The sequence below is a fragment of the Mycetocola sp. 2940 genome (assembly GCF_040548835.1).
Taxonomy (GTDB): Bacteria; Actinomycetota; Actinomycetes; order Actinomycetales; family Microbacteriaceae; genus Mycetocola_A.
On sequence record NZ_JBEPSK010000004.1, the window covers coordinates 24,581 to 49,864 of the forward strand.

Here is a 25,284-nt window from a genome sequence, read left to right on the forward strand (position 1 = left end):
CCCCAACTCGCCTGTGTACGGCGCTCCCAGCGAAGGTCCATCTGGCGTGCGGTAGGATATTCTGTTGGGTCGGATTCTGATCCGATTTCTCCCTTTTCCGCCGCACCACCACTCCGCGGCATCCATACTTTGTAAGGAATTTTTTCATGGCGCTTGCTTCGCGCGACGATCTCCGAAACGTAGCGATTGTTGCTCACGTTGACCACGGCAAGACCACTCTGGTGGACGCCATGCTCCGGCAGACGGACTCGTTCGCCGAGCACTCACACCTCGAAGAACGCGCCATGGACTCCAACGAGCTCGAGCGCGAAAAGGGCATTACGATCCTCGCCAAGAACACGGCCGTGTCGTACAAGGGCAAGCACGCCAGCAACGGGCCGATCACGGTCAATGTGATCGACACCCCCGGCCACGCCGACTTCGGTGGCGAGGTCGAGCGCGGCCTGTCCATGGTCGACGGCGTCGTGCTCCTCGTCGACGCGAGTGAGGGCCCGCTTCCGCAGACCCGATTCGTGCTCCGCAAGGCGCTCGAGGCCAAGCTTCCCGTCATCCTCCTGGTCAACAAGACCGACCGGCCGGATGCGCGCATCGACGAGGTCGTCGCCGAGAGCCAGGACCTGCTCCTCGGCCTGGCCAGCGACATGGCCGACGACGTTCCCGACCTCGACCTCGACGCCGTCCTCGACGTCCCCGTCGTCTACGCCTCAGGGCGCAACGGTGCGGCGAGCTGGAACAAACCCGAGAACGGCACACTGCCCGACAACGACGACCTCGAGCCGCTGTTCGATGCCATCATCAAGCACATCCCCGCTCCGGTCTACGACGACGAGCACCCCCTGCAGGCACACGTGACCAACCTCGATGCGTCGCCGTTCCTCGGGCGTCTCGCGCTCCTGCGCGTCTTCCAGGGCACGATCAAGAAGGGCCAGACGGTCGCCTGGGTCAAGTACGACGGATCCGTCCACAACGTGCGCGTCACCGAGTTGTTCATCACCAAGGCTCTCGACCGCTACCCGGCTGAGAGCGCCAGCCCCGGCGACATCGTCGTCGTTGCCGGTTTCCCCGACATCACCATCGGTGAGACCCTCGCCGACCCTGAGGACGTGCGCCCGCTCCCGACGATCACCGTCGACGAGCCCGCCATCTCGATGACCATCGGAACGAACACGTCGCCGCTCGTCGGCAAGGTCAAGGGCCACAAGCTCACCGCCCGCATGGTCAAGGACCGCCTCGACCGCGAACTCGTCGGTAACGTCTCGCTTCGCGTTCTTGACATCGGCGCCCCCGACAAGTGGGAGGTCCAGGGCCGAGGCGAACTCGCCCTGGCGATCCTCGTCGAGCAGATGCGCCGCGAAGGCTTCGAGCTCACCGTCGGCAAGCCGCAGGTTGTCACCAAGAAGGTCGACGGCAAGACGCACGAGCCGTACGAGCACCTGACCATCGACGTTCCCGAGGAATACCTCGGCGCGATCACCCAGCTCCTCGCGGCGCGCAAGGGCCGCATGGAGAACATGGCGAACCACGGCACCGGCTGGGTCCGCATGGAGTTCATCATCCCGTCGCGCGGCCTCATCGGTTTCCGGACCGAATTCATGACGCTCACCCGCGGCACCGGTATCGCCAACGCGATCTCGCACGGCTACGACGAGTGGGCCGGATCGATCGTGACCCGCAACAACGGCTCGATCGTCGCCGACCGCTCCGGTGTCGTCACCCCGTTCGCCATCATCGCCCTCCAGGAGCGGATGTCGTTCTTCGTCAACCCGACCGAAGAGGTTTACGAGGGCATGGTCATCGGCGAGAACTCGCGCAACGACGACATGGACGTGAACATCACCAAAGAGAAGAAGCTGACGAACATGCGTCAGTCGACCTCGGACACGTTCGAGTCGATGACCCCGTCACGCCAGCTCTCGCTCGAGGAGTGCCTCGAGTTCGCCCGCGAAGACGAGTGCGTCGAGGTCACCCCGGCGATCATCCGTATCCGCAAGGTCGAGCTGGACTCCAATGCCCGCGCCCGCCTGACGAGCCGGATGAAGAAGCAGAACGAGTAGACCCCTCCGCCCTCGTGCGGAACGGCGCCCGGAATCCTTGATTCCGGGCGCTTCGTCGTTTGCCGGTAGCGTGGTGCACATGTCTCGAGCGTGGTCGAAACGGCTGAGGAAAACATGTCAACGGGCGTCCGTTCAGCGCGCATGACGCAGAAGTCGTCGGTGGCGCGCACGCCCCTGCAGCTGGCCACCCGCCAGGGGATCGCCGTCGGCGTCGCGACCGCCGCCTACGGCGTCTCGTTCGGTGCCCTCGCCGTCGCCGCGGGACTGGATGTCTGGCAGGCGTGCGTGCTGAGCCTCGTCATGTTCACGGGCGGGTCGCAATTCGCGCTCGTCGGAATCGTGGCGTCCGGGGGAGCGGCGGCGGGTGCGACGGCCATCGCGAGTGCCGTGCTCCTCGGCGTGCGGAACGCGGCCTACGGCATGCGGATGAAGCCGGTCGTCCGGCCGACCGGCTGGTGGCGGAACGCGGCCGCCGCCTGGCTGACCATCGACGAGTCGACTGCCGTCGCGCTCGCGCAGCACGAGCCCGCCGCCCGCCGCCGAGGGTTCTGGGTCACCGGCCTCGTCGTCTACATCGGCTGGAACGTCACGACCCTGATCGGTGCGCTCATCGGCGACCTGCTCGGTGACACCCGAGCTTATGGCCTCGATGCCGCCGCGGCTGCCGCGTTCCTCGGCCTGATCTGGCCGCGCCTGCGCACCCACCAGACCATCGCCGTGGCCTGCGCTGCAGCCGTCGTGGCCGCCGCCCTGACCCCCGTCGTCGCCCCCGGCGTGCCGGTCCTCGCCGCGGCCGTCGTCGCGGCAATCGTCGGGACCACCAACTGGCTGGGGCGCCGCACGGGAGCGGCCACATGACGCTCTGGCACATCGTTCTCCTCGCCTCCATCGCCTGTGTCGCCCTCAAGCTCGTGGGCTACGCGGTGCCTCCGCACTGGCTGGAGAAGCCGGCCGTCGCGCGAACGGCCGACCTGCTCACCGTCGCCCTTCTGGCCGCTCTCATCGCCGTCCAGACGCTCGGCGCCGGGCAGCAGCTCGTCGTCGACGCCCGGGTGCCCGCACTGGCTGTCGCGGGGCTCCTGTACTGGCTCCGGGTGCCGTTCCTCGTTGTCGTGCTCGCGGCCGCGGTCGTCGCGGCCCTGCTGCGCCTCTGGACGGGGATGGCCTGAGCGCGACCGGTCGAGGCGCCCATGCGGCATCCGCTGGCGCCGACTCGCCACCGCATGCCCTCCGGGGCGTTCACGGAGAGGAAGGCGTGGTGATCCGGCGGGACCGACAACCGATTGTGGCGATTGGACGAGTTCGTTCCCCCGGGCGTCGGGAACGCGCTCAGGGGAGAGGCATGCTGTCCCGTTACACTTCGGAGGTGACTGTGAACGACTCTGCCCCGCCCGCCCCGACCGAGGCAAGACCGTCCCGGGGTCCACGGATCGTCGGAGCCGCCCTGTCGATTCTCGTCGGAGCGATCTACGGCACGATCGGCACGGTCGCTTCCCAGAACGTCCTTCGGATCGGAGAGGTCGTTCTCCCGGTGGGCCTCATCCTCTCGCTGGTCGGTGTCCTTGCGCTGCTGATCGGTTTCCGGCTGCTGTTCGAGGACCGGCTGCCCGTCCTCTGCGCCGCGATCGGCATGGTCGGCATGATCGCCCTGTTCTCGGTGGCGAGCGCCGGCGGGTCGGTCCTCATCCCGCAAGGGTTGCTGGGACTGGTCTGGACCGTGGTACCGGTGCTCCTCGCCACGATCGTGGTCGGCTGGCCCCGGATGCCGCAGCGCCCGCGTCAGGCCCACACGGCGGATGCCGCTCCCTTGCCGGCGAATGTGCAGCACCGGCCTGAGGCGTAGACTGGGATTTCCTGTCGTCGAAGGGAACCCCGCAAACCGTGACCTACGTCATCGCCCTCCCGTGTGTGGATGTCAAAGACCGAGCGTGCATCGATGAATGCCCCGTCGACTGCATCTACGAGGGTGAACGCTCCCTCTACATTCACCCCGACGAATGTGTCGACTGCGGCGCCTGCGAACCGGTCTGCCCGGTCGAGGCGATCTACTACGAAGACGACCTGCCCGAGGAATGGGCGGACTACTACAAGGCCAACGTCGAGTTCTTCAACGAGATCGGCTCGCCAGGCGGTGCCGCCAAGATCGGCGTGATCAAGTACGACCACCCGGTCATCGCCGTCCTTCCTCCGCAGGCCTGACCGGTGGCGCTCCAGCCCCTTCCTGATTACCCGTGGGATGCCATGGCACCGTTCGCGCAACGGGCCAGGGCACACCCGGGTGGCATCGCCGATCTCTCGATCGGGTCACCGGTCGACGCCACCCCTGCCGTGGTGCGGGATGCACTCTCTGCCGCCACTGACGCGCACGCTTACCCGACGACCGCCGGGACGCCCGCGTTACGCGAAGCGATCGTGGCATGGTTCGAGCGACGCCGTGGGGTGACCGGCCTTGGGGTCGACAACGTGCTGCCGAGTATCGGCTCCAAGGAGCTCGTCGCCCTGCTTCCGTTCATGATCGGGCTCGGCGCCGGCGATGTGATCGTGCACCCGAAGGCCGCGTACCCGACCTATGCGATCGGTGCGGCGTTGTGCGGGGCTGACGCGGTAGCATCCGACGACCCGGCCGAATGGCCCGAGACCACGAAGCTGATCTGGCTCAACTCGCCGGGTAACCCCGACGGGCGGGTGCTGGACGTTCCGTTCCTGCGTGCGGCCGTCGCGCGGGCCAGGGAGCTCGGTGCGGTGATCATCAACGACGAGTGTTACGCCGAGCTGGGCTGGAGCGGGGAGTGGGAGGCGTCTCCGATCCCCAGCATCCTCGACCCGCGCGTCACCGCCGGTGACTCCGACAAAATCCTCGCGATCTACTCGCTCAGCAAACAGTCGAACATGGCCGGCTACCGCGCGGCGTTCGCCGCCGGCTGCGCCACGACGATCGGCCGACTGCTCAACGTGCGCAAGCACGCCGGTCTCATGCTGCCGGGCCCGCTGCAGGCGGCGATGGTGGCGGCCCTGGCCGACGACGTTCACGTCGCCGAGCAGAAGGAGCGCTACCGCGTGCGCCGGAACATCCTCGTCCCCGCCCTCGAAGAGGCGGGATTCCGGATCGACTCCAGCGAGGCGGGGCTGTACCTCTGGGCGACCGAGGGCCGCGACGCCTGGGCATCCATCGACAGGCTCGCCGGCCTCGGGATCCTCGCCGGACCCGGGTACTTCTACGGGGAGTTCTACCCCGAGCACGTGCGACTTTCGCTGACAGCGACGGACGAACGCATCGCTACTGCTGCTGAGCGCCTGCGGGAAGCGGCCGCTTAGGAGGATTGTTACAACGCGGCGTCACCGTCGTTGACGGTGGCAACAGTAGGCCTCGGAGCCGATTAGGCTGTATCCGGACCGTGCACTCCCACCAGCGGCTTTCGCGTCTGGTCCACCGAACACACATCTCACCACAAGGAGGCGCCGTGGGCGACGTCGAGCAGGACTTCCGCGCAGGAAACCATAGAGCGACCCTGACGTACCCCGGAGGTACCGCCGAGTTCCCCATCCTGGGTTCCAGCCAGGGGGCCTCAAGCCTCGACGTTTCGACGCTGACCCGGCAGACCGGACTGACCGCCCTCGACTACGGTTTCGTGAACACCGCTGCGACGAAGTCGGACATCACCTATATCGACGGGGATGCCGGAATCCTGCGGTACCGCGGCTACCCGATCGAGCAGCTCGCTCAGAAGTCCAGCTACCTCGAGGTGGCGTGGCTACTCATCCACGGCGAGCTGCCGACCGCCGACCAGCTCGGTGAGTTCGACGAGAAGATCCGACGCCACACCCTGCTCCACGAAGACCTCAAGCACTTCTTCTCGGCGCTGCCGCACACGGCGCACCCGATGGCCGTCATCTCCAGCGCACTCTCGGCGCTGTCGACCTACTACGAGAGCGCGGCCGACCCGACCGACCCCGAGCAGGTCGAACTGACGACCATCCGCCTGCTGGCGAAGCTGCCGGTCATCGCCGCCTATGCGCACAAGAAGGCCCTCGGCCAGGCGTTCCTCTACCCGGACAACAGCCTCAGCTTCGTCGACAACTTCCTGCGGCTCAACTTCGGCAACATGGCCGAGCCGTACGAGATCGACCCGGTGCTGTCCACGGCCCTCGAGCAGCTGCTCATCCTCCACGCCGACCACGAACAGAACGCGTCGACATCGACCGTGCGGCTCGTCGGCTCGACCGGCGCGAACCTGTACGCCTCGATCTCCGCAGGCATCAACGCGCTGTCCGGCCCGCTGCACGGCGGAGCCAACGAGGCAGTGCTCGAGATGCTCGGCCGGATCCGGGATTCGGGCGAAGGCGTCCAGCGCTTCGTCGACCGGGTGAAGAACAAAGAAGAAGGCGTGAAGCTCATGGGCTTCGGGCACCGCGTTTACAAGAACTACGACCCGCGCGCGAAGATCGTCAAGGAGAGCGCCGACCAGGTGCTCGCCCAGCTCGGCATCAGCGACCTGCTGCTCGACCTCGCGAAAGAACTCGAGCAGATCGCGCTCGAGGACGACTATTTCAAGGAACGCCGCCTGTACCCGAACGTCGACTTCTACACCGGCGTGATCTATAAGGCGATGGGGTTCCCGACCCGCATGTTCACCGTCCTGTTCGCGATCGGGCGGCTCCCAGGCTGGGTCGCGCACTGGCGCGAGATGAACGAGGACCCACAGACCAAGATCGGCCGCCCCCAGCAGTTGTACACCGGCGCCGTCGAACGCGGACTGCCGCAGCGCTGAGCCCAAAACGCCCGCGCACCTGTCCTCTGGCGGGTGCGCGGGCTTTTTTGCGTGGCGCGGGTGCAGTTACGCCGGCGCGCCGCGAATCGACCCGCGCTGGCCCGCATCGAAGCCGGGATGCTGCGGGCTGGGCTGGCAGGGCGGGCACGCACGCGAGCGTACGGTCTGCGACTTGAGCCCCTCCCCGGGCTGACATGCGGCCACCTGGGCCCTCCCCGGCGGGGGGCGCGGGTGTTTTTGCGTGCCGCGGGTGCAGTTGCGCCGGCGCGCCGCGAATCGACCCGCGCCGGAGGGGTGGCGGATGCAGGATGCCGCGGGCTGGTCCCTGCGGGACGCGTATGTTCTTCTGCGTTAAGGGTCGGGTCGCGGAGCGCTCGGTGGGCGGAGGCCCAGGTGTTTCTTCGCCCTGGCTGCGCGACGGCGCGGGTGTCTTTGCGGGGCGCGGGTGCAGTTGCGCCGGCGCGCCGCGAATCGACCCGCGCGGGCGCATCGAAGGCGGGATGCCGCGGGCGGGGCTTTGCCGGACGAGCGAGCGTTGTCTGCGCCGACGGTCTGCGACTTGAGCCCCTCCCTGGGCTGACACGCGGCTACCTGGGCACTCCCGCGCGGCGGCGCGGGTGTCTTTGCGGGGTGCGGGAGCAGTTGGGCCCGCGCGGCGCGAATCGACCCGCGCGGGCGCATCGAAGGCGGGATGCCGCGGGCGGGGCTGCGGCGGACGCGCGAGCGTTGTCTGCGCCGACGGTCTGCGACTTGAGCCCCTCCCTGGGCTGACACGCGGCTACCTGGGCACTCCCGCGCGGCGGCGCGGGTGTCTTTGCGGGGTGCGGGTGCAGTTGGGCCCGCGCGGCGCGAATCGACCCGCGCGGGGAAACGCGGGGGACGCGGGGAGGTGCCGGGGCAGACGCCACGACGCACCACAGCGGATGCCGCGCGGCGCCGCTACGGGACGAGCGTCAGCGTGTCCCGCGCGGCCTTTCTCACGGCATCCGGGGTGAACGGCCACGCGCGGGTCTCGTGCGCCTGCCACAACGGCGCCTGGTCGACGTAGTTGGCGTGGTAGGCGTGGCCCGACGCACCCGTGAGGTTGATCCAGGTGGAGGAGTCGAGGTCGGCGAGGTCGACCACCTGGCGCATCGACGGAACCCAGTCGACGGCATACCCGTCGGGGGCGTACCAGCCGACCGCGTTGACGATGGAGGATCCGCCGGCAAGCTCGTACGGGCCGCGGTTGAAGAGCATCTCGATCGGCGCGATGCCCGATTCTCCGAAGCTGCCGTTGCGGAGGGTGAGGGTGTGCAGTTCGCCCCAGGTCCAGTCGTCCGGGTTGTCGCCCATCAGCCGCTCGGTTTCGGTCCAGGCCTCGCTGAGCGCCAGCGTGATGGCATCATCCCTCGTGACCACGTTCTCGTCGGGGCTTGCCCACCAGCCGGAGTCCGGCTGTTCGAGCAGGTCGCCGACCACCTGGAACCACTGCGACCCTCCTGCAGGCGGCGTAGCATCCGGCAGTTTCGGGGCGAAGCTGTTCTCGAGGAGGTTCCGCCAGAACACGTTGAAGTACGCCGACTGTGCGCTTCCCGCGTCGTCGGCGAAGTCCCAGCCCTCGAGAAGCTGTTTGCCGAGGCGGGCGTTGCCCGACGGCGCCAGCGCGGTCAGGTAGGGAGCCATGCGCTCGGCGAAAGCGTTGGCATTGTCTGCCTGGATGTCGCTCATGTCGTCGGCGGTGAGCCCGCCTCCCGCCGCGATGGACTCCGCGATCAGCTCGTCGATGCGTTCGGCGCGGTAGCCGGAGTCCCAGTCCTTGGTGATGAGAGGAGTGGCGCCGTTCGGGGCGATCGCGTTGTTGGCGGTGACGATGTAGCCGGACGGCGGATTGAACATCGACGGGAGCGCATCGAAGGGCACGTAGCCCGCCCAGCCGACCGTCGACGACCAGCCCGGCTGGGGAACGGTCCCGTCGCCGCTGAGGCGGTTCGGGATGAGCCCGGGGGCCTGGTAGCCGATGTTGCCGTCGACGTCGGCGTAGACGAGGTTCTGCGACGGCACGTCGAACAGGGTGGCGCCCTGCCTGAAGCTCGCCCAGTCGGTCGCCCGGTTGACGGCGAAGATCGCGCCGGGTGTGCGGCCGGGAACGAGCGCCGTCCACTGCAGCGACAGCTCGTACCTGCCCTCGGGATGCCCCGCGGCGGCGGGATACGTCGCGGCGATGCTGCCGAACTCGTCACTGATCCCGGTGACGATCGGGCCGCGCGAGGTGGACCGGATCCGGATCGGCACATCGTCGCCTCCGGCAACCTTCACGACCTCGTCGCGGATCACGAGCGGCTGCACGACCCCGTCGAGTTCGACCCGGTCCTCCGTCACCTTCTCGAGATACAGGTCGGCGACATCGGGCCCGAGGTTGGTGAATCCCCACGCAATCCTCTCGTTGTGGCCGATGATGATGCCGGGCATGCCCGAGAAGCTGAAGCCGGCCACCGCAAACGGGCACTCGGGCGACACGGTGGAGCAGCGAAGCCCCATCTGGTACCAGACGGACGGAAGGGAGGGGCCGAGGTGCGGGTCGTTGGCGAGGAGCGGTTTGCCCGACGCGGTGTGCTGACCAGAGACCACCCACGAGTTCGAGCCGATGTCGGGACCCGCCCTGCCGAGCAGCACCGGCATGTTCTTGAGGACGTCCTTGAGCTCGAGCAGGGAGCCGACGGTGTCTTCGCCGAGGGGAGCGAGCGGTGTCGCGGACCCGACGGATGCCGGGGCGGGCGTCCCGACGTCCGCCGGAACAATCGTCGGATTGTCGGCGTACGGGTACGGAGGAAAGACCTGGGCCACTTGCTCAGGCGACAGCTCCGTCGCCAGGAGGGCGCGGTCGATCTCGTCCTCGAGGTTCGAGCGGAGGTCCCATGCCATCGCCTTCAGCCACGCCACCGAATCGGCCGGGGTCCACTTCTCCGGTTCGTAGCCCGGGTTCTGCAGGCCGAGAACCGCGTACTCCAGCGACAGGTCGGCCCCGCTCCGCGAATCGAGGTATGCGTTCACCCCATCGGCATAGGCCTGGTACCAGCCGAGGGTCTGCTCGTCGAGGAGTTTCACCTCTTCTTCGGCCACCACCCGCCAGCCGAGGGTCCTGACGAAGGTGTCGGTGCCGACCTGTGACTCGCCGAACAGCTCGGAAAGCCGGCCGCTGGTGACGTGACGGCGAAAGTCCATCTCCCAGAACCGGTCCTGGGCGTGCACGAACCCCTGAGCCTGGAACAGGTCGTGGGCGCTGTCGGCCTCGATCATCGGGATGCCGGCCTCGTCGCGGGAGACGGTGACCTCCGCGTCGAGCCCGGGCACCGAGAGCTCGCCGGAGAGCTGGGGAAAGGAACGCTGCACAGTCCAGATGCCGAGGCCGCCGCCGACGAGACCGATCACGACGAAGACCGCCGCGATGCTGAGAAAGACGGTGAAGGGCCGCGATCGCCGGCCACGGCTTGAGGTTCGAACCACATCACTCCTTTGTGAAGAGGTAGAGGGAACGGATCAGGCGTGAAGCGCCTGGTTGAGCTGGATGCCCGCACCGGTGCGGGGCAGGACTTCTACGGCTCCAGTCAGGGAGTTCCGTCGGAACAGGATGTTCGGAACACCGGACAATTCGACCGCCTTCACGCTGCGGGGCTCGCTGGTCCCGTCCAGGACGAGGACCTTGGTGCCCGCCGTGACGTAGAGACCGGCCTCGACGACACTGTCGTCGCCGATGGAGATACCGATGCCGGAGTTCGCGCCGAGGAGGGCCCGGGCCCCGATCGTCACCCGCTGGGTCCCGCCGCCGGAAAGGGTTCCCATGATCGAAGCGCCGCCGCCGATGTCGGAGCCGTCGCCGACCACGACACCCTGCGAGATGCGCCCCTCAACCATGGACGCGCCGAGGGTCCCGGCGTTGAAGTTCACGAATCCTTCGTGCATGACCGTCGTTCCCGGTGCGAGGTGGGCGCCGAGCCGGACCCGCGAGGCGTCGGCGATCCGCACCTTGTCGGGTGTGACGTAGTCGAGCAGGCGCGGAAACTTGTCGATGCCGGTGGCATGGATTCCCTGGCGGGAGAGGGCGGGGCGCAGCCGGTCGAAGTCGCCGGGGTCGACGGGGCCGGCGTTGGTCCAGACCACGATGGGCAGGTGCGAGAAGATCCCGTCCAGATTGATCGAGTTGGGCTGGACGAGGAGGTGGCTCAACAGGTGCAGCCGCAGGTAGGCATCCGGGGTGTCCTTCGCCTGCTCGCGCAGGTCGATCTCGACGGTGACGATGTCGACCCGCACGTTGCGGCGCTCATCGGGGGTGGCGAGGGCCTCGATCTCCGCCGGTGCGATCCACCGCTCCCGGCCCGAGGGGAGCGTCCCGAGACGGGGTTCCGGGTACCAGGTGTCGAGCACGATCCCGTTCGTACTCACCGTGGCGAGGCCGTAGCCCCAGGCATGGGTTGGCAGGACTGGGTTCTCGGTAGCGCTGGTCATGCCTCAAGGCTAGCGAATGCGGCATGCCCCGGGCGGCGCCCGGCCGCTCGTCCGCCCGCCCATAGACTGAAACCATGCCGGATCAGCTCCTCGACGCCCCTCTCCTTGACCTCTCCGCCGGGTCGGTGGAACTCACCCAGGCGATCTGCGACATCGAATCGGTGTCCGGCAACGAGGCCACCCTGGCGGATGCCATCGAGCGCGCGCTGGCGCCGCACTCCCACCTCGACGTCGTCCGGGAGGGCAACACGATCGTGGCACGGACGATGCAGGGCAGGGACCAGCGGGTCGTCATCGCCGGGCACATCGACACCGTGCCGCTGAACGGCAACCTCCCCACCCGCTTCGAGACCGTCGACGGCCGGGACTACCTCTGGGGACGAGGCACCGTCGACATGAAGGCCGGCGTCGCCGTCCAGCTCAAGCTCGCGGCCGAGATCGCCGCTCCCGCCCTCGACGTGACCTGGATGTGGTACGACAACGAAGAGGTGTCGAGCGACGTCAACGGCCTCAAGCTGCTGGCCGAACGCCGGCCCGATCTCTTCGCCGGCGACTTCGCCATCCTCGGCGAGCCGACCCGCGGCGACATCGAGGGCGGCTGCAACGGCACCCTCCGCGTCGACATCACCACCACCGGACTTCGCGCGCATTCCGCCCGCAGCTGGGTCGGCGAGAACGCCATCCACAAGGCGGCTCCGATCCTCGACATCCTCGCCGGTTACGAGGCTCGCGCGATCGAGGTCGAGGGCCTCGTCTACCGTGAAGGCCTCAACGCCGTCGCCATTTCCGGCGGGATCGCCGGCAACGTCATCCCCGACGCCTGCACAGTCACGGTGAACTACCGGTTCGCGCCGAACCGCAGCGCCGCCCAGGCCGAAGCCGAGGTCCGCGACCTGTTCTCCGGTTACGTCGTCACGGTGACGGATGCCGCCGACGGCGCCCGGCCGGGACTGGACGCACCGATCGCGCAGGAGTTCCTCACCGCGGTCGGCGGTCGTGCGCTGCCCAAGTACGGCTGGACCGACGTCGCCCGGTTCTCCGCCCTCGGCATCCCCGCCGTCAACTACGGTCCGGGCGACCCGCTCAAGGCCCATGCCGATGACGAACGGGTCGCGCTGGACGAGATCACAAGCTGTGAGGCAGCGCTCCGCACCTGGCTGACCGGTGAGCGGGACTGACCTCCGGACCAGGTCGGTCCTCGACCTGTGGCTGCGAATCCCGTGGTGGGGCCAGGCGCTTCTCGTCTTCGGGGCCGCGCGTGCGGTGACCACCGGCATCCTGCTCGTCGTCGCTGCCGGGCAGCCGGCGAACGCCTGGACCGGGCCGAGCCCGAGCTATGCGGACTTCGCGGCGATCTGGGACGGCCACTGGTACCGCATCATCGCGGAATCCGGCTACCCGGTCGTGCTGCCGCGAACCGACGGCGGCCACGTCGCCGAGAACGCATGGGCGTTCATGCCGGTGTACCCGGGTGTCGTCCGGGCCCTCATGCTGCTCACCGGTCTGCCCTGGGCGCCCGCGGCGGCGGCCGTCTCGATCGCATGTGGCTTCGCTTCTGCCGTTGTCGTGGCGAAACTGTTCCGCCTGGTGCTCGCGCCGAGCACGGCCATGTTCGCGGTCGTCTGCTTTTCGGTGTCACCGCTCTCGCCCATCCTCCAGGTCGCCTACGCCGAATCGATGCACCTGCTGCTCCTCGCCGTCGCACTGTACCTCGTGATGCGCCGGCGCTACTGGCTGGTGCTCCCGGTGATCGCCCTCGCCTCGTTCACCCGGCCGAGCGGCCTCGCGTTCGCGCTGTTCATGCTGCTGCACGTGCTGCACCGCTGGTGGACCCGCCGGCGCGACCCGTTCCCGCCCAACGAGATGGTCGCGGCATCCGTCACCGCTGTGGCGAGCGGAATCTTCGGACTGGGCTGGCCGCTGATCGCGTGGGCAGTGACCGGGCAGCTCACCGCGTACACCGACACCGAACTGGCGTGGCGCGCGGGTTACATCGGGTACAGCCACCTCGTGCCGTTCGCCGGCTGGTTCCAGGGGCTCGACTGGTGGGCACAGAACGGCCTCGGTCTTCCCGCGGGGTTCTGGTGGGGCGCGGTCGGCGTGCTCGTGCTCGTCGCAGGCACCATCGCGCTGCTCCTGTCGCCCCCGGCGAAACGGCTGGGGGTGGATCTCAGGCTGTGGGTGGCGAGTTACCTGCTCTACCTCTTCGCCGTGTTCTTTCCGCAGTCGAGCACGTTCCGCCTGCTCGTGCCCGTCTTTCCGCTGGCCGGGGTGATCGCCCAGCCGCGCTCGATCGTCTATCGCGTGGCGGTGGTGGTGGTCAGTATCGCGGCGCAGGTCGGCTGGATCCTCATCGCCTGGCGGGTCGACGGATACGACTGGACGCCGCCGTAACCGTGCCCCCAATACGGGACCGGAAGACGGCCGATTTCGCCTGTCTGCCCTGCATGGCCGATAATAGAGTTCTAAGCAACGAAAGGGGAGCCGAATGGCAGCGATGAAGCCGAGGACTGGGGATGGGCCAATGGAGGCCGTGAAGGAGGGTCGGCTGATCATCGTGCGGGTTCCACTCGAAGGCGGCGGTCGACTCGTCGTCTCCGTGAACGATGCTGAAGCCAAAGAACTCCACGATGCGCTGGCCGGGGTCGTTTCCCCGAGCTAGTTCTCCAAGCGACGAGACGCGGATGCCGGTGGTCACCTGACCACGCATCCGCGTCTTTTGTCGTTAAGGCCCCCGGATCTGAGCGCGGGGGCCTGAGGTCTCAGTCCAGCTTGGTGATCTGCAGCAGCCCGTCCCCGACAGGCGACAGTGCGCTGACCACGGCACGGGATGAGGCGATCTCCTGCACGAGCGTGCGGAAGGCACTCGTGACGTCGTCACGCTGGGCCGGATCGGCGACCCGGCCGCGCCACAGCGCGTGGGGAACGAGGACCGTGCCCCCGGCGCGGGCGAGACGCAGGCCGTGCTCGACGTTCTCGATCACCTGGGCCGGGTCGCCGTCGACGTAGACCACGTCGTACGAGTTCTCGTTCATGCGGGGAAGGACGTCGAGAGCCTTGCCGGTGATCAGCCGGATTCGGTTGGCCGCGATGCGCGCGTCGGTGAAAGCCTGACGGGCGTAGCCGAGGTGCTCGACCTCGGAGTCGATCGAGGTCAGGACGGATCGGGTCGACGAGTGCAGGAGCCACAGGCCGGACACCCCGGCTCCCGTGCCGATCTCGACGATGTTCACGGCGTTCGTGGCTGCGGCGATCACCGCGACCTGCGCGCCCATGGCCGGCGAGAGGGGTTCGATGCCAAGCTCGAGCGACTGCGCCCGTGCTTTCGCGATCGCCTCAGATTCGGTGACGATGTAGTCGGCGTACTTCCAGTTCGAATCTTGTTCTGACACTTCTTCGCTCCCGATGGTGGTTGGCACAACAGTACCGGCGGAATGTTCGGGGAATTGCAAGGCGCGTCGCGATAGTCTGAACTTGTGTTCTTTGGCCTGACCTTCGAGAAGCTGCTCATCATCGGGGTGATCGCTGTCTTTCTGCTCGGGCCGGAACGCCTGCCCGAATACGCGGCCAAGTTCGCCCAGCTGATCCGGTCGCTGCGTGACATGGCCCGGGGCGCGAAGGACCGGATGCGTGACGAGATGGGTCCGGAATTCGACGACGTCGACTGGAAGAAACTCGACCCGCGGCAGTACGACCCGCGCCGGATCATCCGTGAGGCCCTCCTCGACGATTCCCCGGAGCCTGAGCCCGTGATCAAGCCACCGGCAGCCGTCCCGGCGGGTGCGGCAGCGGTCGCGGCCGTTCCCGGTGCCGCTTCATCGCCGTTCGTCACCGCGGGAGCGGTCGATCGCGGCCGGCGGCTCGCGGCGGGGGAACCCGTCGATCCGCCGCCGTTCGACCCTGAATCGACCTGACCCTTCCAGGGACCGCCCTTCGAGCGGCGGCTCGTTCTGCGCACAACTCCGCCCACGAATGTAGGGGCGGGCGTGCGGGTCGCCGGCCCGGAGCCGGTTCGTGGCCGCGAAGGGCTCGGATTGGCGGAGTTGTGCGCGCGGAGCACGCTCTGGGCGCCGACGCGGCACCGCCCACCACACCATGGTCTCGCCGTACGTCGACGCTCAGCCCAGGCCACACGTGGTGCGGACGTAGGTGAGCAGCGCCTCACGGATGTCGTCCGGCTGGATGAAGCGGTAGTCGCCGGTGGTGCCGTCCGGCAGGCGGACGGCTAAGTCGAGGACCGTCCCGACCTTGTCCTCGGCGATCGCATGGGCGTCGCAGCGGGCCGGCACGATCCGGAGTTCGGTGACGACCGGGCCGGATGCCGCATCGACGGCCAGGCCGAGCGGCCAGGACTCGGTGGTCGGGTACCGCGCCGGGTCCGGGTGAAGCAGGGGAGTGGACGAGACGGCGCTGACCTCGAGCCGACCGTCCGCGCCCGTCGGAACGAGCGTGAGGCCGAGCACGGCGACGGCCCCGCGTCCGGTCCCCTCGACCACCGGGGGGCTGACCGAGAGAGTGGCCAGCCGGTCGACCCCGGCGGTGATGCACCCCGCTTCGTGCAGCCGCTCGAGCGTTGACAGCGGGTCGCTGACGGGGACGGTCACCGTACCGGTGCGGCCGTCGTCGAGGAAGGTCAGGTCGGCGGTCGGCTTCGTCGTCCTGGCGCCGCCGCACTCCACCTCAGGCACCGGTGCCCGAAGGTCGACGGTGGTGCCCGCTCGGACGGTCGTCCCGCGTTCCCAGACGGCGGGGCCGGAGAACCCCGGCCAGGAGAGGCTGGCGCGGCTGAGCTCGAGATCAGCGTCTGACTCGTTGATGACGCGGATGACGAGGGTGCCGCTGGTGTAGTCGGTGCGGCCCTGCAGAACGTCGACCGCGACACCGTCGGGCAGTGCGGCAGGCGCGGCGTCGGCACAGCCGGTGACGGAGGAGCCCATCACGGCGCAGCAGAGGAGTGCACCGAGACGAAGGACCGACCGACCGCGCATGACTACACCGGTGCGAGGCCCAGTTTGCGGCCGGCGAGGCCGCGGCCGGTGGCGACGATCCGGTCGGCGACCCCCCGGATGGCGACGCTCGCGGGGTCGAGCGGGTCGCTGAGCACCGCAGGAACCCCGGAGTCGCCGCCCGCGCGCAGCGGCACGCTGATCGGAACCGATGCGAGCAGGGGCACCTCGTCCACAGCGCTGAGCCGTCTCGCGACCTCAGCGCCGCCACCTGCCCCGAAGAGCGCAAGGACTGTGCCGTCCTGCTGCACGAGCCCGGCCATGTTCTCGACCACGCCGATCACCCGCTGGCCGGTCTGGCGGGCGACGATGCCGCTGCGTTCGGCGACATCCGCCGCGGCGGGCTGCGGCGTGGTGACGACGATCACGTCGGCGTGGGGGAGCGTCTGGCCGACCGAGATGGCGACGTCGCCGGTGCCGGGCGGCAGGTCGAGCAGAAGCACATCGAGATCGCCGAAGTAGACGTCGGTGAGGAACTGGGTGATCGTGCGGTGCAGCATCGGCCCGCGCCACGCCACGGCCGAGCCGGCCCCCGGCTCGACGAACATGCCGATCGAGATCACTTTCACGCCATAGGCGATCGGCGGGAGGATGAGGTCACCCACCTGCGTGGGGCGAGTGATCGCGCCTGCCGCAGCCGCGGCATCCGTCAGTCCGAGCAGCCCGGGGATCGAGAAGCCGTGCACGTCAGCATCGACGATTCCGACGGCGAGGCCCCTCGACGCGAGTTCGACGGCGAGGTTGGCGGTCAGCGTCGATTTGCCGACGCCGCCCTTGCCGCTGGTGACGGCGATCACCCGGGTGAGCGAGTCCGGGCCGAACGGCATCGCCCGGGCCGCCTTCGCGCCGCGGAGGCGCTCGGTGAGCGCGCGGCGTTCGTCGGGGGTCATCACACCGACGGCGATGCTCGTCGAGGTGATCCCGGGTACCCCGGCGACGGCCGCCGTCACGTCACGCTCGATCGCGGTCGCCGCGGGGCAGCCGACGATGGTGAGGGAGATGGCGACGGATGCCGCGCCGGCGTCGTCGACGGACACCCCGGCGACCATGCCCAGTTCGGTGATCGGTTTGCGGATCTCCGGGTCGATCACCCGGCCGAGGGCCGCGGTGACGCGGGCTTCGAGATCAGCGCTGGACATCGTCCTTGTCTTTCTCGAGCTCCTCCAGCAGCCCGCGGAGTTCCTGGCGGATGAAATCCTTCGATGCCATATCCTTCATGGCCAGGCGCAGGGCGACGACCTCGCGGGCCAGGTATTCGGTGTCATTGAGGTTGCGTTCGGAGCGCTGCCGGTCCTGCTCGATCTGCACGCGGTCGCGGTCGTCCTGCCGGTTCTGGGCGAGGAGGATGAGCGGGGCGGCGTACGACGCCTGCAGCGACAGGATGAGGGTGAGCGCGGTGAAGCCGAGCGCGGCCGAGTCGAAGCGGAACTCCTCGGGGCCCCAGGTGTTGTACGCGATCCAGGCGAGGCAGAACAGGGTGAGGCCGGCGAGGAACGTCGGGGTTCCCATCTTGCGCGCGACCCATTCGGTGAAGCGGCCGAAGCGGTCGCTGGACTCACGATTGCGACCAGGAAGCATCGACGTGCGGAGGCCCTTCGGGGCGTCGAGGCGAACCTCGTTCCTGCGAATCTTAGGCACGGGCTGGCCTCCTTCCCTGTGGTCTCGGTGGTGCTACGGCGTCGTCGTCGTTCTGACTTCGCCAGTCTTCGGGCAACAGGTAATCGAGGACATCGTCAATCGTCACCACCCCGACGAGCCGGTGGTTGTCGTCGACGACAGGCACGGAGACCAGGTCGTAGCTGGCGAGGATCCTGGACACTTCAGCGGCGGATGCCTTCGCGGTGACCGGGTCGAGGCTCTGGTCCATGATCGTGCCGAGCCGTTCGTGGGGCGGGTAGCGCAGCATCCGCTGGAAGTGCACGATGCCGAGGTAGCGCCCGGTCGGCGGTTCATACGGCGGCAGGGTGATACAGACCGCGGCGCCGAGTGCGGGCGGAAGCTCCGGGCGGCGGATCAGCGCGAGTGCTTCCGCGACCGTGGAATCGGCGGAGAGGATCACCGGCTCCGTCGTCATCAGGCCGCCGGCGGTGTCCGGGGCGAATGCGAGCAGCATCCGAACATCGTCCGCCTCTTCCGGTTCCATCAGCTGGAGCAGCCGCTCACCGCGCTCCGCCGGCAACTGGGCGATGAGGTCGGCGGCGTCGTCCGGCTGCATGTGGTCGAGGACGTCTGCGGCGCGTTCGTCACCGAGTTCGGTGAGGATGTGCACCTGGTCGGACTCGGGCATCTCCTCGAGGGCGTCGGCGAGGCGATCGTCGGGGAGTTCCTCCGCGACCTCGATCATGCGGTCCTCGGGAAGGTCGAGCAGGGTGTTCGCGAGGTCGGCGGGCTTGAGGTCGGAGTAGGTCGCGATGAGCTGCTCGGCGGACTGGGCTTCGCTGCCGGTCTGCTTCTCGCGGATCTCGCGCCAGGTGGCGAAGGTCGTGGTGCCCTTCGCGAACGGGCTCGACGACGCCTTCGGGCGGCGGACGAAGTACTGGCTCACGGCCCACGCGCCCGGGCCGACCTCTTCGATGGCGACGTCTTCGATGGTGGCCTCACCTGAGCCGTCGACGAAGAGCACCTTGCGGCCGAGGAGTTCGGCGATCACACGGACCTCACCACCCCGCTGCTCGAAGCGGCGCACGTTGATCAGGCCGGTGGTGATGATCTGCCCGGATGCGATCGAGGTCACCCGCCCAATCGACACGAAGACGCGCCGTTTTCCGGGGATCTCGACGATGAGTCCGACGACGCGCGGGGGATCGTTCTTGCGATACACCACCAGGACGTCGCGCACCTTGCCCACACGGTCGCCCGCGGGGTCGAAAACGGTGCACCCGGCCAACCGGGCGACGAAAACTCTCGTGCCACTCACCCCTCTAACTTAGTGCGCCCGGGTGGGTGGCGGGGATGGGGCCCCGTGTCTCAGGCGATTCTGCGGGGCGGATGCGAGAATGAAGGGGTGAGCAACCAACAGCCGCGGCGCGGCATGTCCCGCACGCCCCTCGACACCGTCATCCCGCGTGGCGAGACCGTCGCCAGCTTCGAGACCTACAGCGAAGCGCAGCGCGCCGTCGACAAGCTCGCCCAGGCGGATTTCCCGGTCAAGCAGGTCTCGATCGTGGGCGACGGGCTCAAGAGCGTCGAACGCGTCACCGGCAAGCTGAGCTACGGCCGCGCGGCGGGCGCGGGTGCCCTGAGCGGCGCCTGGCTCGGCCTGTTCTTCGGGCTGCTCCTCGTCATCGTCAACCCGGCATCCGACCTCGTCTTCGTCGGCGCCGCCGTGCTCATCGGCGCTGCTTTCGGCATGATGTTCACCATCGTCTCGTATGCCGTGAACCGCAGGCGGCGCGACTTCACCTCGGTCATGCAGGTGATCGCGACGAGTTACGCCGTGACGGTCTCCGCCGAACTCGCGAACCGGGCCCGGAATGTGCTCAACGGGTCAGAGCAGCAGCTCTGACCCGCCGAAGCCGCCGCTGACCTCCAGGGTCAGCCGGCCAGACGGGCGATCCACGCCTCGACGTCGTCGGCCGTGCGGGGGATGCCTGCTGAGAGGTTCTCGGCACCGGTCTCGGTGACGAGGATGTCGTCCTCGATGCGCACGCCGATCCCGCGGAATTCCTCGGGCACGGTCAGGTCGTCCGGCTGGAAGTAGAGTCCAGGTTCGATGGTGAACACCATCCCGACCTTCACCTCGCCGTCGTGATACAGGTCGCGCCGGGCTGCCGCGCAGTCGTGGACGTCGAGCCCGAGGTGGTGGCTCGTGCCGTGCACCATGTACCGGCGGTGGAACTGGTTGTCCGGCTTGAGCGACTCCTCGGCATCCACCGGGAGAAGTCCCCAGGCTGCCGTGTGCTTCGCGATGACCTTCATCGCCTCGGCGTGCACGTCACGGAAGACGATGCCGGGACGCACGATGGAGAAGGCAGCATCGGCCGCCTCGCGGACGGCTTCGTAGACGGCACGCTGCACGTCGGTGAAGCGGCCGTTCGCCGGCAGGGTCCTCGTGATGTCTGCCGTGTACAGGCTGTCGACCTCGACGCCGGCGTCGAGCAGCATGAGGTCTCCGGGGTTCACCGGCCCGTCGTTGCGGGTCCAGTGCAGGATGCAGGCGTGGGGGCCTGACGCCGCGATGGTGTCGTATCCGACGGCGTTGCCGTCGAGCCTCGCCCGGGTGTAGAACACGCCCTCGACGGCGCGCTCGCCGCGCTCGTGCGCGGTGATCCGGGGAAAGTCGGCGATGACGTCATCGAAGCCGCGGGCCGTGGCATCCACGGCGAGACGGAGCTGGGCGATCTCGAAGTCGTCCTTGACCAGTCGCAATTCGGAGACGAACGTTGTCAGGTCGTCGTCCTGATCGACGGTGAGGTCGGCATCCGTCGGGTCGAATGCGTCGATGTGGCCGGTGGCCAGGGCGAGGTCCGCAGCGACCTGGGCCAGTGACGGGCGCGCGCCGATCCAGAACTCGCCGATGGCCGGGTTCGCGTAGAACTCGTTCGAGGTGCGGTCCGCTCGCTCGCGGAAGTGGAGCGTCGCGTCGTGGCCGTCGTCGGTGGGGTCGAGCACGAGCACCGCGTCCGGTTCCGAGTCCGAGCCCCAGCCGGTGAGGTGCGAGAACGCTGAATGTGCGCGGAACGGGTAGTCGGTGTCGTTGGAGCGCTGCTTGAGCGAGCCGGCCGGAATCACGATGCGCTTGCCGGGGAATGCCGCGGACACGCGGGCGCGGCGCTCGGCCGCGTAACGGGCCTGTTCGCGGGGAGCAGGGAGTGCGTCGACCCGGTCGGCCCAGTTCGAGCCGATGAAGTCCTGGAACTGCGTCGAGGCCGGGGTGGTCGACCGATTCGAGGTGCCGCGGGGTTCTTCGCTGGTGGTCTCGTCGCTCGCCGGCGCCACGCCGGTGATCGTAGTGGTGGGGGTGTTCCTGGCAGTCTGCATGACAGCCATTGTCCCACTGATCGGGATTTGTGGCGGGCGGCCGCTCTACGGGGCCGTCCGCGTCAGCTGCACGAGAATGGGGCGGTGGTCGCTCCCGGTGCCGTCCGCTTCGGTGACGACACGCATCCCGGTGGTCGTCCAGTCCGGGGTTGCCATGACGTGGTCGATCGGCGATCCGATCAACGAAGGGATGCGCGTGGGCCAGGTTCCGACCGCACCGTTGCCCGAGGCCTTTCCCGCGTCGACGCAGGCGCCCAGTGTCGCGCCGGCGGAGGTGCCGAGCCCGGCCATGTTGTCGAGCGTGGCGTTGAAGTCACCGGCCATGATCACGTTGCCGGTGTGGCACTGATCCGCGAGCCAGGCGAGGTCGCTCCGCCAGTTCTCCATCTGGCCGGCGATCGGCGCGACGGCGTGGGCCGCGACGATCGTGGGGCCGTCACCGTCGACCGGCTGCACGATGACCGTGGGCAGAACGGCCGTGTTGTCGTCGCGCTCCTCGTTGCTGGTGACCTTCACGTAGTCGCCGAGGTCGGGGCTGACGAGGACGGTCGTCGAGCGGGCGGGGGAGATCTGGTCGAACCATTCGGTGAGCACCCACATCGGGCGCCCCGCCGCGCGCATGCTCTCGGCGATGTCGATGCCGGTATCCTGCGTGGTCTCCGGCAGAGAGATCACGTCGGCGCCGGACTCGACGGCGAGTTTCACGACGGCGTCCGCGCCGGGAGCGTCGCCCAAGGTGTTCCAGCTGAGAACCGTGATGGTGTCGGGCGTCGCGGCGGCGAAGGAGGTGTCGCCCAGACCCCGCGAAACGACGATGGCGGTGTTGCCGACGACGAAGAGCAGCAACAGCACCACAACGGTGCCGGCGAACGCCCGCAGCGGGCGCACACCCGCCAGCAGCGCGAAGGCGATGGCCGCGAAGATCGCGGCGACGATCGCCAGTGACCGCATCGAGGTGACCTGCGCGATGATCCATGCGGTCTGCAGGCCGAACAGCTGGGGAACGGAGACGACGAGGAGAACGACGGCGATTCCGAGGGTGACGAGTGCGCCGAGGACTTTGAGCATGGTGCAGCAACACTATCGACAGAGCGCTGGGAGTCGCCCGGAAGGCGGCAGGCGCGGCGCGAGCCATACACTGTGAGGATGCCAGCCAGTCCCTTGTTCGCCGGGCCCGCGGACCTCCACACGCACTCCCGTGTCTCCGATGGCACCGAATCGCCGTCGAGGGTGGTGCGCCAGGCGGCCGCGGCGGGGCTCGGGGTCGTCGCCCTCACCGATCACGATTCGACAGCCGGCTGGCACGAGGCATCCGTCACCAGCGCCGAGGTCGGCATCACATTGATTCCCGGAATGGAATTCAGTGCGAGGCAGGGCTTCCAGAGCGTGCATCTGCTGGCGTACCTCTTCGACCCGGACAACGGAGACCTGAACACGGAGACGGCCCGGATCCGGGAGGCACGGTTGCGCCGGGCCGAGTCGATCGTTCAGCGGATCGCCGCCGACTACAGCCTCAGCTGGGATGACGTCGTCGCCCAGACCACACCGGGAGCGACCGTCGGCCGCCCCCACATCGCCGACGCCCTCGTCGCCCGTGGGCACGTGCCCACCCGCAGCGAGGCGTTCGCCGGCATCCTGCACCCGCGCACCGGGTATTACCTGCCGCACTACGCGCCCGATCCGCTCAAGGCCGTGCGCCTCGTGCGTGCGGCCGGGGGAGTGCCGGTGATCGCGCATCCCGCCACCCGCGGCCTCGACGCCATGATCGACGAGAAGCACCTCCGTGAGCTGGTCGATGCTGGCCTGTTCGGACTCGAGATCGATCACCGCGAGAACAGCGAAGCCGGCAAGGTGCGGCTGCGCGAACTGGCCGACAAGTTCGGGCTGGTCCTGACCGGGTCGAGCGACTACCACGGCGCGGGAAAGCCCAACCAGTTGGGCGAGAACACGACCCCGGATGCCGTCGTGCAGGCGATCATCGATGCCGCGACGGGGTCGCAGCCGGTGTACCCGGTCGGGCTCTAGCAGAGGCGATCGGTCCGAGAGGGTTGTTCGTGGGCGGAGGAGTGACCCTTTCGGCCCGATCGATTGGCGTCCGTTCGGTCGCCTGGGCTCGATTCGCCACGGGATGTCGTTCATGTGGCTGGTGAAGAGCGTTTTGTGGTGAGTCGATGCTGCGGGCAGCGCTTTGTGGTGACTCGGCGCGCGTGGGCGACCGACGCTCGATGACTGGTCCGAGAGGGTCGTTCGTGGGCGAGGGAGTGACCCTTTCGGCCCGATCGATTGCGGGGATCGCCCTTTGGGCCCGATCGAGGGCATCCGGCTGGTGGTGCGAGGCTCGAAGTGCCACGAAACGTTGTCCAGCCCGAGAATGAACAGCTTGTTGTGGTGATTCGATGCTGGGGGCTGCATTTTGTGGGAACTCGACGGGCGATCCACCCGCGCAAAAGCCCCGCATGAACCGAGGTCCAGGCGGGGCTTGGCGTGTGACGTGCTATTCCGGGCGGTTCGTGCGGCGACGCGTGCGGCTGCGGCGACGCGGCGCACTGTTGCCGTCGTGGTGCTCGGGACCCTGGCCGTCATGCGTACCCGCGGCGACGACCGCCGTGTCGTCCTGCGGAGCATCCGTCGAGGCGGCGGTGCGGGTGCGGCTCCGACCCCGACCGGAGTCACGGGCGCCGTCGCGCGGCGGGCGCGAGCTGTCACGAGGCGGACCGGTGCGCTTCTCGGTCGGTGCTCCGGATGCGACGGACGGCTTCAGGCGGCCCTTGGTGCCCTCGGGGATATCGAGGTCGCTGAACAGGTGCGGGCTCGACGAGTACGTCTCCGTCGGTTCCGGCTGTCCGAAGTCGAGCGCCTTGTTGATCAGGGCCCACTTGTGCAGGTCGTCCCAGTCGACGAAGGTCACGGCGATGCCGGTCTTGCCTGCGCGGCCGGTGCGGCCGACGCGGTGCAGGTAGGTCTTCTCGTCTTCGGGGATGGTGTGGTTGATCACGTGGGTGACGTCGTTGACGTCGATACCGCGAGCCGCGACATCCGTGGCGATGAGAACGTCCTTCTTGCCCGCCTTGAACGCGGCCATGGCCCGCTCACGCTGCTCCTGGCCGAGGTCGCCGTGGACGGCGGCGGCGTTGAAGCCGCGGTCGGTGAGTTCCTCGACGAGCTTCGCGGCCGACCGCTTGGTGCGGGTGAAGATCACGGTTTTGCCGCGGCCCTCAGCCTGCAGGATGCGGGCGATGACCTCGTCCTTGTCCATGTTGTGCGCACGGTAGACAAGGTGCTTGATGTTGGCCTGGGTGAGGCCCTCATCGGGGTCTGAGGCACGGATGTGGATGGGCTTCGACATGAAACGACGCGCGAGGGCGACGATCGGGCCGGGCATGGTGGCCGAGAACAGCATGGTGTGGCGATCCTGCGGGGTCTTCGAGAAGAGCTTCTCGATGTCGGCGAGGAAGCCGAGGTCGAGCATCTTGTCGGCCTCGTCGAGCACCATTTCGCGCACGTTCGACAGGTCGAGCAGGCGCTGGTTGTTGAGGTCGATGAGGCGGCCGGGGGTTCCGACGACGACCTGCGCACCGGCCTTCAGCTGCTCGATCTGGCCTTCGTATGCCTTGCCGCCGTAGATCGAGACGATCTTCGTGGGGCGGTTGCCGGCCGCGATCTCGATGTCCTCGGTCACCTGGACGCAGAGTTCACGGGTCGGGACGACGATGAGGGCGACGACACCCGGCGCCGGGTCGCTTCCGATGCGCTGGAGGAGGGGGAGGCCGAAACCGAAGGTCTTGCCGGTACCCGTCTTCGCCTGGCCGATGATGTCCTGGCCGTCAAGGGCGAGGGGGATGGTCTGTTCCTGGATGGGGAAGGGCTCGAGGATACCCTTTGCTGCGAGGGCGTCTGCCATGTCCTGGTCGACGCCGAGATCCGTAAAATTCACGTGTTGGTTGCCTGTCAATGCATATAAGCGGTCTACGCCCTGCATATTTTTGAGGC

At 68.3% G+C, this 25,284-nt stretch carries 23 protein-coding genes; 13 read left to right on the plus strand and 10 right to left on the minus strand.

Annotated features, from left to right (window positions below):
- The first annotated feature begins 146 nt into the window (after nucleotides 1-146).
- From typA to ABIE24_RS07120, 7 genes are all read left to right on the plus strand, one after another.
- Nucleotides 147-2,054 (plus strand): translational GTPase TypA, encoded by a 1,908-nt coding sequence (gene typA, locus ABIE24_RS07090; RefSeq protein WP_354498174.1) that lies wholly within the window; start codon nucleotides 147-149, stop codon nucleotides 2,052-2,054.
- A gap of 141 nt (nucleotides 2,055-2,195) precedes the next feature.
- Complete coding sequence (locus ABIE24_RS07095) at nucleotides 2,196-2,912, plus strand: AzlC family ABC transporter permease (RefSeq protein WP_354498863.1); 717 nt, start codon at nucleotides 2,196-2,198, stop codon at nucleotides 2,910-2,912.
- Nucleotides 2,909-3,223, plus strand: coding sequence for an AzlD domain-containing protein (locus tag ABIE24_RS07100; protein ID WP_354498176.1), 315 nt, complete (start codon nucleotides 2,909-2,911; stop codon nucleotides 3,221-3,223). Before ABIE24_RS07095 ends, ABIE24_RS07100 begins: the two co-directional genes overlap by 4 nt.
- 197 nt (nucleotides 3,224-3,420) lie before the next feature.
- The gene (locus ABIE24_RS07105) at nucleotides 3,421-3,897 is read left to right on the plus strand and encodes a hypothetical protein (RefSeq protein WP_354498179.1); all 477 of its coding nucleotides are present in this window, start codon (nucleotides 3,421-3,423) and stop codon (nucleotides 3,895-3,897) included.
- Between the two features lie 38 nt (nucleotides 3,898-3,935).
- Nucleotides 3,936-4,253, plus strand: a complete 318-nt coding sequence (gene fdxA / locus ABIE24_RS07110) for a ferredoxin (protein ID WP_354498181.1) — start codon at nucleotides 3,936-3,938, stop codon at nucleotides 4,251-4,253.
- Between the two features lie 3 nt (nucleotides 4,254-4,256).
- Entirely contained in the window at nucleotides 4,257-5,369 is a 1,113-nt protein-coding gene (gene dapC / locus ABIE24_RS07115) for a succinyldiaminopimelate transaminase (RefSeq protein WP_354498183.1), read from the plus strand.
- A 146-nt stretch (nucleotides 5,370-5,515) separates the two neighbouring features.
- Entirely contained in the window at nucleotides 5,516-6,823 is a 1,308-nt protein-coding gene (locus tag ABIE24_RS07120) for a citrate synthase (protein ID WP_354498185.1), read from the plus strand.
- Nucleotides 6,824-7,762: 939 nt separating this feature from the next.
- Here the strand turns inward: ABIE24_RS07120 and ABIE24_RS07125 are convergent.
- Nucleotides 7,763-10,309 (minus strand): penicillin acylase family protein, encoded by a 2,547-nt coding sequence (locus ABIE24_RS07125; protein WP_354498187.1) that lies wholly within the window; start codon nucleotides 10,307-10,309, stop codon nucleotides 7,763-7,765.
- 33 nt (nucleotides 10,310-10,342) lie between these two features.
- Entirely contained in the window at nucleotides 10,343-11,308 is a 966-nt protein-coding gene (gene dapD / locus ABIE24_RS07130) for a 2,3,4,5-tetrahydropyridine-2,6-dicarboxylate N-succinyltransferase (protein WP_354498189.1), read from the minus strand.
- Nucleotides 11,309-11,382: 74 nt separating this feature from the next.
- Between dapD and dapE the strand changes: the two genes are divergently transcribed.
- From dapE to ABIE24_RS07145, 3 genes are all read left to right on the plus strand, one after another.
- Nucleotides 11,383-12,486 (plus strand): succinyl-diaminopimelate desuccinylase, encoded by a 1,104-nt coding sequence (gene dapE / locus ABIE24_RS07135; protein WP_354498190.1) that lies wholly within the window; start codon nucleotides 11,383-11,385, stop codon nucleotides 12,484-12,486.
- Nucleotides 12,473-13,702, plus strand: a complete 1,230-nt coding sequence (locus ABIE24_RS07140) for a putative hexosyltransferase (RefSeq protein WP_354498192.1) — start codon at nucleotides 12,473-12,475, stop codon at nucleotides 13,700-13,702. Before dapE ends, ABIE24_RS07140 begins: the two co-directional genes overlap by 14 nt.
- Before the next feature lie 94 nt (nucleotides 13,703-13,796).
- Nucleotides 13,797-13,970: a DUF3117 domain-containing protein gene (locus tag ABIE24_RS07145; protein ID WP_090712530.1), complete on the plus strand. Its 174-nt coding sequence runs from the start codon at nucleotides 13,797-13,799 to the stop codon at nucleotides 13,968-13,970.
- A 100-nt stretch (nucleotides 13,971-14,070) separates the two neighbouring features.
- Here ABIE24_RS07145 and ABIE24_RS07150 read toward each other — a convergent pair whose 3' ends face one another.
- Nucleotides 14,071-14,700: an O-methyltransferase gene (locus ABIE24_RS07150; RefSeq protein ID WP_354498194.1), complete on the minus strand. Its 630-nt coding sequence runs from the start codon at nucleotides 14,698-14,700 to the stop codon at nucleotides 14,071-14,073.
- 84 nt (nucleotides 14,701-14,784) lie between these two features.
- Between ABIE24_RS07150 and ABIE24_RS07155 the strand changes: the two genes are divergently transcribed.
- Nucleotides 14,785-15,222 (plus strand): twin-arginine translocase TatA/TatE family subunit, encoded by a 438-nt coding sequence (locus tag ABIE24_RS07155; RefSeq protein ID WP_354498196.1) that lies wholly within the window; start codon nucleotides 14,785-14,787, stop codon nucleotides 15,220-15,222.
- 204 nt (nucleotides 15,223-15,426) lie between these two features.
- On the opposite strand, the gene ABIE24_RS07160 is transcribed toward ABIE24_RS07155, so the two are convergent.
- The 4 genes from ABIE24_RS07160 to ABIE24_RS07175 are packed head-to-tail and all read right to left on the minus strand — an operon-like array spanning nucleotide 15,427 to nucleotide 19,231.
- Nucleotides 15,427-16,296 carry a hypothetical protein gene (locus tag ABIE24_RS07160; protein WP_354498198.1) on the minus strand — a complete coding sequence of 290 codons (870 nt, stop codon included), beginning with the start codon at nucleotides 16,294-16,296 and terminating at the stop codon, nucleotides 15,427-15,429.
- A gap of 2 nt (nucleotides 16,297-16,298) precedes the next feature.
- Nucleotides 16,299-17,453: an Mrp/NBP35 family ATP-binding protein gene (locus tag ABIE24_RS07165; RefSeq protein ID WP_354498200.1), complete on the minus strand. Its 1,155-nt coding sequence runs from the start codon at nucleotides 17,451-17,453 to the stop codon at nucleotides 16,299-16,301.
- Nucleotides 17,440-17,892, minus strand: coding sequence for a DUF1003 domain-containing protein (locus tag ABIE24_RS07170; protein ID WP_354498865.1), 453 nt, complete (start codon nucleotides 17,890-17,892; stop codon nucleotides 17,440-17,442). Before ABIE24_RS07170 ends, ABIE24_RS07165 begins: the two co-directional genes overlap by 14 nt.
- Before the next feature lie 52 nt (nucleotides 17,893-17,944).
- Nucleotides 17,945-19,231, minus strand: a complete 1,287-nt coding sequence (locus ABIE24_RS07175) for a magnesium transporter MgtE N-terminal domain-containing protein (RefSeq protein ID WP_354498202.1) — start codon at nucleotides 19,229-19,231, stop codon at nucleotides 17,945-17,947.
- A gap of 87 nt (nucleotides 19,232-19,318) precedes the next feature.
- Between ABIE24_RS07175 and ABIE24_RS07180 the strand changes: the two genes are divergently transcribed.
- Entirely contained in the window at nucleotides 19,319-19,819 is a 501-nt protein-coding gene (locus ABIE24_RS07180) for a YflT domain-containing protein (protein WP_354498204.1), read from the plus strand.
- A gap of 29 nt (nucleotides 19,820-19,848) precedes the next feature.
- Here ABIE24_RS07180 and ABIE24_RS07185 read toward each other — a convergent pair whose 3' ends face one another.
- A complete protein-coding gene (locus ABIE24_RS07185; protein ID WP_354498206.1) occupies nucleotides 19,849-21,294 on the minus strand; it encodes an aminopeptidase P family protein in 1,446 nt (481 codons plus the stop codon).
- 45 nt (nucleotides 21,295-21,339) lie between these two features.
- Nucleotides 21,340-22,362, minus strand: coding sequence for an endonuclease/exonuclease/phosphatase family protein (locus ABIE24_RS07190; RefSeq protein WP_354498208.1), 1,023 nt, complete (start codon nucleotides 22,360-22,362; stop codon nucleotides 21,340-21,342).
- 78 nt (nucleotides 22,363-22,440) lie between these two features.
- Between ABIE24_RS07190 and ABIE24_RS07195 the strand changes: the two genes are divergently transcribed.
- Nucleotides 22,441-23,319 carry a PHP domain-containing protein gene (locus ABIE24_RS07195; protein ID WP_354498210.1) on the plus strand — a complete coding sequence of 293 codons (879 nt, stop codon included), beginning with the start codon at nucleotides 22,441-22,443 and terminating at the stop codon, nucleotides 23,317-23,319.
- 469 nt (nucleotides 23,320-23,788) lie between these two features.
- On the opposite strand, the gene ABIE24_RS07200 is transcribed toward ABIE24_RS07195, so the two are convergent.
- Nucleotides 23,789-25,228, minus strand: coding sequence for a DEAD/DEAH box helicase (locus ABIE24_RS07200; RefSeq protein ID WP_354498212.1), 1,440 nt, complete (start codon nucleotides 25,226-25,228; stop codon nucleotides 23,789-23,791).
- Between the last annotated feature and the right edge of the window lie 56 nt (nucleotides 25,229-25,284).

Excerpts from the sequence above, each read along its gene's own strand:
- typA (WP_354498174.1), top strand. The coding sequence starts at position 147 with ATGGCGCTTGCTTCGCGCGACGATCTCCGAAACGTAGCGATTGTTGCT.
- ABIE24_RS07095 (WP_354498863.1), top strand. The coding sequence starts at position 2,196 with ATGACGCAGAAGTCGTCGGTGGCGCGCACGCCCCTGCAGCTGGCCACC.
- ABIE24_RS07100 (WP_354498176.1), top strand. The coding sequence starts at position 2,909 with ATGACGCTCTGGCACATCGTTCTCCTCGCCTCCATCGCCTGTGTCGCC.
- dapD (WP_354498189.1), bottom strand. The coding sequence starts at position 11,308 with ATGACCAGCGCTACCGAGAACCCAGTCCTGCCAACCCATGCCTGGGGC.
- dapE (WP_354498190.1), top strand. The coding sequence starts at position 11,383 with ATGCCGGATCAGCTCCTCGACGCCCCTCTCCTTGACCTCTCCGCCGGG.
- ABIE24_RS07145 (WP_090712530.1), top strand. The coding sequence starts at position 13,797 with ATGGCAGCGATGAAGCCGAGGACTGGGGATGGGCCAATGGAGGCCGTG.
- ABIE24_RS07160 (WP_354498198.1), bottom strand. The coding sequence starts at position 16,296 with ATGCGCGGTCGGTCGGTCCTTCGTCTCGGTGCACTCCTCTGCTGCGCC.
- ABIE24_RS07165 (WP_354498200.1), bottom strand. The coding sequence starts at position 17,453 with ATGTCCAGCGCTGATCTCGAAGCCCGCGTCACCGCGGCCCTCGGCCGG.
- ABIE24_RS07170 (WP_354498865.1), bottom strand. The coding sequence starts at position 17,892 with ATGCTTCCTGGTCGCAATCGTGAGTCCAGCGACCGCTTCGGCCGCTTC.
- ABIE24_RS07185 (WP_354498206.1), bottom strand. The coding sequence starts at position 21,294 with ATGCAGACTGCCAGGAACACCCCCACCACTACGATCACCGGCGTGGCG.
- ABIE24_RS07190 (WP_354498208.1), bottom strand. The coding sequence starts at position 22,362 with ATGCTCAAAGTCCTCGGCGCACTCGTCACCCTCGGAATCGCCGTCGTT.
- ABIE24_RS07195 (WP_354498210.1), top strand. The coding sequence starts at position 22,441 with ATGCCAGCCAGTCCCTTGTTCGCCGGGCCCGCGGACCTCCACACGCAC.